Origin of the sequence: Cryobacterium sp. MDB1-18-1, from assembly GCF_004402735.1 — a bacterium.
Classification (GTDB): domain Bacteria; phylum Actinomycetota; class Actinomycetes; order Actinomycetales; family Microbacteriaceae; genus Cryobacterium; species Cryobacterium glucosi.
The window spans coordinates 170,015-176,430 of sequence record NZ_SOFR01000055.1 but is presented as its reverse complement, the minus strand read 5'-3'; the positions used below and the strand labels follow the sequence as shown (position 1 = coordinate 176,430).

The window sequence follows — 6,416 nt, the reverse complement described above, 5'->3', positions numbered from 1 at the left end:
GCGCGCCCGCCGGTGCCCCCGGCTTCGGCCCGCCGCGTCCCGCCGGTGGCGGCGGCGCAGGTGGCCGCGGTCGCGGCCCCGGTGGCGGAACCGCTGGTGCGTTCGGTCGCGGAGGCGGCAAGAACAAGGCCCGCAAATCCAAGCGCACGAAGCGCGCCGAGTTCGAGCTGCGCGAGGCTCCGTCGCTGGGTGGCGTCAGCGTCCCCCGCGGCGACGGCGGAACCGTGGTGCGTCTGCGCCGCGGCGCCTCGATCACGGACTTCGCCGACAAGATCGACGCGAGCCCCGGAAACCTCGTCACCGTGCTGTTCCACCTCGGTGAAATGGCGACGGCGACGGAGTCCCTCGACGAGGCGACCTTCGATGTGCTCGGTGAAGAACTCGGTTACAAGATCCAGATGGTCTCGCCCGACGACGAAGATCGCGAACTGCTTCTCGGCTTCGACATCGACATCGACCAGGAACTGGCCGAAGAGACCGATGACGAGCTCAAGGCCCGTCCGCCGGTCGTCACCGTCATGGGTCACGTCGACCACGGAAAGACCGCGCTCCTCGATGCGATCCGTAACGCGAAGGTAGCCGCTGGCGAAGCCGGCGGAATCACCCAGCACATCGGCGCGTACCAGGTCATCACCGAGCACGAGGGCATCGACCGCGCCATCACCTTCATCGACACACCGGGCCACGAGGCGTTCACCGCCATGCGTGCCCGTGGTGCCCAGGTGACGGACATCGCGATCCTCGTGGTCGCGGCGGACGACGGCATCATGCCCCAGACCATTGAGGCCCTCAACCACGCCCAGGCGGCCAATGTGCCGATCGTGGTCGCGGTCAACAAGATCGACAAGCCAGGCGCCAACCCGCAGAAGGTGCGCCAGCAGCTCACCGAATTCGGGCTCGTCGCCGAAGAGTACGGCGGAGACGTCATGTTCGTCGACGTGTCTGCGAAGCAGAAGATCGGCATCCAGGAAATCCTGGAGGCCGTCCTCCTCACCGCGGACGCCGGACTCGACATGCGCGCCAACCCCGACAAGGACGCCCGTGGCGTCGCCATCGAGGCTCGTCTCGACAAGGGCCGCGGCGCGGTCGCAACCGTGCTCATCCAGTCGGGAACGCTGCACGTCGGCGACTCGATCGTCGCCGGAACGGCCTATGGCCGCGTTCGTGCGATGGCCGACGAAAACGGCGTTGCCGTGCTCGCCGCGACGCCGTCGCGCGCCGTGCAGGTCCAGGGCCTCTCGAGCGTTCCCCGGGCCGGTGACACCTTCCTCGTCATCCAGGAAGACCGCACCGCCCGTCAGATCGCCGAGAAGCGCGAAGCCGCCGAGCGCAACGCCCTGCTGGCCAAGGCCCGCAAGCGCATCAGCCTCGAAGACTTCACCCGTGCACTCGAAGAGGGCAAGGTCGAATCGCTCAACCTCATCATCAAGGGTGACGTTTCCGGTGCCGTCGAGGCCCTGGAAGAGTCGCTCCTCAAGATCGAGGTCGACGACTCCGTGCAGCTGCGCATCATCCACCGCGGTGTCGGTGCGGTCACGGAGAGCGACGTCAACCTCGCCACCGTCGACAACGCCATCATCATCGGCTTCAACGTGCGCCCGGACACCAAGGCCCGCGAGCGTGCAGCCCGCGAGGGTGTCGACGTGCGGTTCTACTCGGTCATCTACAACGCGCTCGAGGACATCGAGAACTCCCTCAAGGGAATGCTCAAGCCCGAGTTCGAAGAGGTGCAGAGTGGTGTCGCCGAGATCCGCGAGGTGTTCAGCTCGTCCAAGTTCGGAAACGTGGCCGGCGTCATCGTCCGCTCGGGTGTCATCACGAGGAACGCCAAGGCGCGGGTCATCCGCAACGGCGTCGTCGTGGGAGACAACCTCGGCATCGAGTCGCTGCGTCGTTTCAAGGACGACGTCACCGAGGTTCGTACGGACTTCGAGGCCGGTATCGGTCTCGGCAAGTTCAACGACATCCAGATCGGCGACGAGATCGAGACGATCGAACTGAAGGAAAAGCCGCGCGTCTAACCAGGCCGCGTCTGATCGACGGGTCTCCGGCTCCTCTCCGTGAGGGGCCTGAGGCCCGTTGGTCGCTCAGCACGACAGCTTCTCGATTCACCAGATTTTCCACGCATCGACGTAACGCAGTACCGAAGCAAGAGGAGTGAGACCATGGCAGATCCGGAACGCGCCAGAAAAATGGCCGACCGCATCAAGGTCATCGTGGCAAAGCGGCTCGAACGCGGCCTGCGTGACCCGAGGCTCGGCTTCGTGACCATCACGGACGTCAAGGTGACGGGTGACCTGCAACACGCATCCGTTTTCTACACCGTCTACGGCTCCCTCGAGGAGCGCACCGACAGCGCCGCGGCGCTCAAGGCGGCCACCGGGCTGCTGCGCAGCGAGGTCGGCAAGAACATCACCGCCCGGCTGACCCCGTCGCTCGAGTTCATCGCGGACGCGATCCCCGAGAACGCCGCCCTCATCGACGACCTTCTCCGCGAAGCGCGGGAGCGCGACAGCCAGGTCGGCGCGCTCGCACAGGGCGCCCAGTACGCCGGCGACGAAGACCCCTACGTCAAGCCGCGCGAGTTCGAGGGCGACGACGATGACGACGACGACGAGGACGAGACTCCCGCCGTCGGTCACCACGCCGAATAGCGGTTGCCTCCAGCGGACGCTGACGCAGCGCACCTAGCGAGGGAGACCGGGGAGAACTACGCTTAAAAGCGCTTTCGTTCCCCGGAAAGCCCATCTCACTGTGGAGGTACCCCATGGCCGGCATCGCAGCCAAGCTCGACAAAGCATACGAAACGCTCCCTCTGGAGGAGCTCGCGAAGGCGCCGGTCGCGGCGCTCCAGGGCGTCAGCGACAGCGATGCCGAGCACCTCAAGGCGGCGTTCGGCATCGACACGATCGGTGACCTCGGCACCAACAAGTTCTTCCTGTGGGCCCAGGCGATCGCGACGCTCGCGAAGTAGCCGCGTCGCAGCGGTCGGGGTCTCAGCTCCCGAATCGCGAGGCCAGGCCGCTCGCATTCCGGACCGCGTTTCCACCGCCGTCGTTGTTGAAGTAGACGAACACGTCCCGTCCTGTGCCCTGCCAGTCGCGGATGCGTTCCGCCCACCAATCGAGGTCGGCCTCCGAGTACGAGCCTCCGTACAGGTGCTCTCGATCGGGGCCGTGCATCCGCACGTACACGAACGGTGCGGTCGCGCGCAGGACACACGGCAGGTTCGCGCCGCTCAGCACGCAGTATGCGGCGCCGTGCCGCTCGAGGATCGCGAAGACCTCCTCGCACAGCCAGCTGTCGTGCCGGAACTCGACGGCGACCCTGATCCAGTGCGGCAGGGCGGCGAGGAAGAAGTCCAGCCTGGCATCGTCGCGCTCCATCGCCGGCGGCAGCTGCACGAGCAGGACGGCGCGCTTGTCGCCGAGCTCGTGCCAGCACGCGGCGATCCGTGCCGCCCAAACCTCGGGAGCATAGAGCCTCTTCGCGTGGGTGAGCCCACGGGGCGCCTTCACCGAGAGCAGGAATCCCTCGGGAAGGCGGCGTCTCCAGCCGGCGAACGTCGACTCCCGCGGCCAGCGGTAGAAACTCGCGTTGAGTTCGACGGTGTCGAAACGGGAGGCGTAGACCTCGAGCCGCCGGGCGGCGGGGAGCCCGGACGGGTAGAGCGCCCCGTCCCAGTGCTCGTAACTCCAGCCGGAGGTGCCGATCCGGATGCTCACGGTCGCGCCTACTCGTGGGGGAGCGAGTATGACCCTGCAGCGACGCGCACCGCGAGCCCGTCGGACAGGAGGCCGGACAGGGCCCGACCGAGCTGGGCGGGGTCCGGCCAGAGCGTGGCGATCTCGGCATCCGTCACCGGGTGCCTCGTCGAGCGCAACTCGGCGAGGATCAGGCCGCGCACCTGCCGGTCGCTGCCGGCGAACTTCTTCTGAACGGTCTTCTTCTGACCCTGGTACTCCGGGTAGCCGGCCGCGCGCCAGGCGCAGAGCGCGGCGAGCGGGCAGTCCGCGCAGCGCGGGCGTGCTGACGTGCAAACGAGCGCGCCCAGTTCCATGGCGCCGGCGTTGAAGACGGCCGCGGCACGGACATCCGCCGGAAGGAGCGCGTTCATGGCCGCGAGATCGCGGGTGCGGCTCGGCGGCGCGGGTTCGGCCTGGCCTGCGACGCAGCGGGCGATGACCCGGCGCGTGTTCGTGTCGACGACCGGATGCCGGTGGCCGTACGCGAACGCGGCGACCGCCCGCGCGGTGTAGTCGCCGATCCCCGTCAGCGTGAGGAGCACGCCGACGTCCTGCGGCACGATTCCGCCGTGGTTCTCGGTGATCTCGACGGCCGCGGCGTGCAGCCAGAGCGCGCGCCGCGGGTAGCCGAGCGTCGCCCATGCCCGCACGGCCTCGCCCGGCGGAACGGCGGCGAGGTCGGCGGGTGTCGGCCAGCGGGTGAGCCACGCCTCGAGGTGCGGGATCACCCGGGTCACCGGCGTCTGCTGCAGCATGAACTCGCTCACGAGCACGCCCCACGCGCCGAAACCGTCGCGGCGCCAGGGAAGGTCGCGAGCGTGCAGGCCGAACCAGGCATTGACGAGGCTCGCGATCTCACCGGTGCCATCGGCCTCGGGGGCAGACCCGGTGGCTGGCACGCCCGCGGATTCGATGGGCGCGATGACGGTTGCATTCACCCCACTAACCTAGGCTCGATTCATGACGCTTGTTTCGACACCACGCCTCGACTTCCTCCGCGACCTCGCAACGGAGATCCTCAGCCTCTACGGCCGAGGCCGCACGATGGTCGCGATCGACGGGACGGACCCCATCGCGCGGGCCGCCTTCGCCGACGACCTCGCAGCGGCCTTCGCCGCGACCGGGCACGCCGTGTCCCGCGCCTCGCTCGCCGACTTCGAGCGCTCCACCGAGGAGCAGACGGCCTTCGGGCCGGCCTCGCCGGAGCGACTGTTCCGCCACCGCGACGACTTCGACCTGCTCCGCAGGGCGCTCCTGGTCCCGTTCCGCGTCGCCGGCGCGACGGGGCCTGCGGACGACACCCTGATCTTCGACGGGGAGTTCCTGCTCAGGAAGGAACTCCGCGACGGCTGGTCGTACAGCGTGCTGACCGAGACCGCAGCGGATGCCTCGTCGACCGGCGCTTTCATCGACCTCGCCGCTGAGCTGAAGCCCTCCGGGGAACTCGGTGATGCTGCGGATACCACGACAGACCCTGCACTGGGTGGTTCCCCTGTTCCCGACGACCGGGCCATCGCCAACCGGCTCTACCGGGCCGAGGTCCGGCCCAGGTCGTGGGCGACGGCCGTCGTCGACCTCGCCAATCCGGCGGATCCCCGCCGTCTCTTCTTCGACAGCTGCTGAGCCGGCGCCGCGAGGACTACCGCAGTCGGAGCGGGGCGAAGCGCACGAGCACCTCGGCTCGTGTGAGCGGGTGTCCTGTGGCCTCGACCTCATGCACAAGGGCAGTCAGCAGGGTATTGACCGGCGCGGCGACGCCTGCCGCCGCGGCCTCCCGCACGACGACCCCGTTGAGGTGGTCGATCTCGGTCAGCTGACCCCTGCGGAGGCTCTGCAATGTCGAGCCGAGGTTCGGCACGTCGCCCATCCTGGCCCGCATCAGGCGCGGCAGCAGCTGCCCGATCGAGAGCGGAAGGCCGGCGAAACCACGCAACCGGCGGTCGCCGAGCCCCTGCAGCGCCCCGAAACGCACCCCGCGGGCGACGCCGACGCGCACGGTCTCCCGCATGCTCGCGGTCAGGACCCGACGGAGCTCCGCATCGTCGACGACCTCCTGCACGCTCAGCCCGGTCACTGCCGGGAGCGCGTTGAGCATGTTGACCACGAGCTTCGTCCACTGGGCGCCGACGAAGTTCGAGGTCGCGATCGTCGGGAATGCCGCGTCGAGCACACCCTGCCAGGCGAGCGTTCCCGCGTCGATGTCACCGGTATCGTGCCCGATGTACGTCGGTGCCGGCGTGGTCACGGTGACGAGTCCCGGCGCCGCATAGTTCGCGGCGATGATCGAGAGCGCCCCGAAGCAGTCGGAGTTCGGCAGGATCCGTCGCGCCGTCGCGACGCCGTCGAGCCCGTTCTGCACGACGATCACCGGCGAGCCGTCGAGGACCGCCGCGTTGGCCGTGATCGCGGCGGCGGCATCCTGCGCCTTGGTGCAGACGAGCGTGAGCTCGGGAGTCTCGGTGAGCAGTTCGACCGCAGCCGGCCGGGCGGTCTCGTCGCCGAAGGCGCCGGTCAGGTGAATGCCCTCCGAGCGGATGACGCCCAGGGCCTTTCCCCGTGCCGTCACGGTCACGGTATGCCCGGCCTTCTCCAGTAGCGTGGCGAACGTTCCGCCGAGGGCACCCGCACCGATCACAGCAATTCGCATTCCCCCAGCCTAGGTCGCCCCCG

7 protein-coding genes are annotated in these 6,416 nt (G+C 68.7%); 4 read left to right on the top strand and 3 right to left on the bottom strand.

What is annotated here, in order from left to right; all coding sequences use genetic code 11:
* The 3 genes from infB to E3O50_RS14770 all read left to right on the top strand — a co-directional run.
* Window positions 1-2,021: translation initiation factor IF-2 (gene infB / locus E3O50_RS14780; protein ID WP_134564574.1), on the top strand; the 2,021-nt coding region annotated here is incomplete at its 5' end.
* Between the two features lie 144 nt (window positions 2,022-2,165).
* Window positions 2,166-2,654, top strand: a complete 489-nt coding sequence (gene rbfA / locus E3O50_RS14775; RefSeq protein ID WP_134445861.1) for a 30S ribosome-binding factor RbfA — start codon at window positions 2,166-2,168, stop codon at window positions 2,652-2,654.
* Window positions 2,655-2,767: 113 nt separating this feature from the next.
* The gene (locus E3O50_RS14770) at window positions 2,768-2,974 is read left to right on the top strand and encodes a hypothetical protein (protein WP_134445860.1); all 207 of its coding nucleotides are present in this window, start codon (window positions 2,768-2,770) and stop codon (window positions 2,972-2,974) included.
* Between the two features lie 22 nt (window positions 2,975-2,996).
* Here the strand turns inward: E3O50_RS14770 and E3O50_RS14765 are convergent, their stop codons facing one another.
* Window positions 2,997-3,725: a DUF72 domain-containing protein gene (locus E3O50_RS14765; protein ID WP_134559486.1), complete on the bottom strand. Its 729-nt coding sequence runs from the start codon at window positions 3,723-3,725 to the stop codon at window positions 2,997-2,999.
* 8 nt (window positions 3,726-3,733) lie between these two features.
* Window positions 3,734-4,600 (bottom strand): A/G-specific adenine glycosylase, encoded by an 867-nt coding sequence (locus E3O50_RS14760; protein WP_198413446.1) that lies wholly within the window; start codon window positions 4,598-4,600, stop codon window positions 3,734-3,736.
* A gap of 106 nt (window positions 4,601-4,706) precedes the next feature.
* Here E3O50_RS14760 and E3O50_RS14755 point away from each other — a divergent pair, with 106 nt between their 5' ends.
* Window positions 4,707-5,369, top strand: coding sequence for a hypothetical protein (locus tag E3O50_RS14755; protein WP_134559484.1), 663 nt, complete (start codon window positions 4,707-4,709; stop codon window positions 5,367-5,369).
* 16 nt (window positions 5,370-5,385) lie between these two features.
* On the opposite strand, the gene E3O50_RS14750 is transcribed toward E3O50_RS14755, so the two are convergent.
* Window positions 5,386-6,393 (bottom strand): 2-dehydropantoate 2-reductase, encoded by a 1,008-nt coding sequence (locus E3O50_RS14750; protein ID WP_134559482.1) that lies wholly within the window; start codon window positions 6,391-6,393, stop codon window positions 5,386-5,388.
* Window positions 6,394-6,416 lie beyond the last annotated feature (23 nt).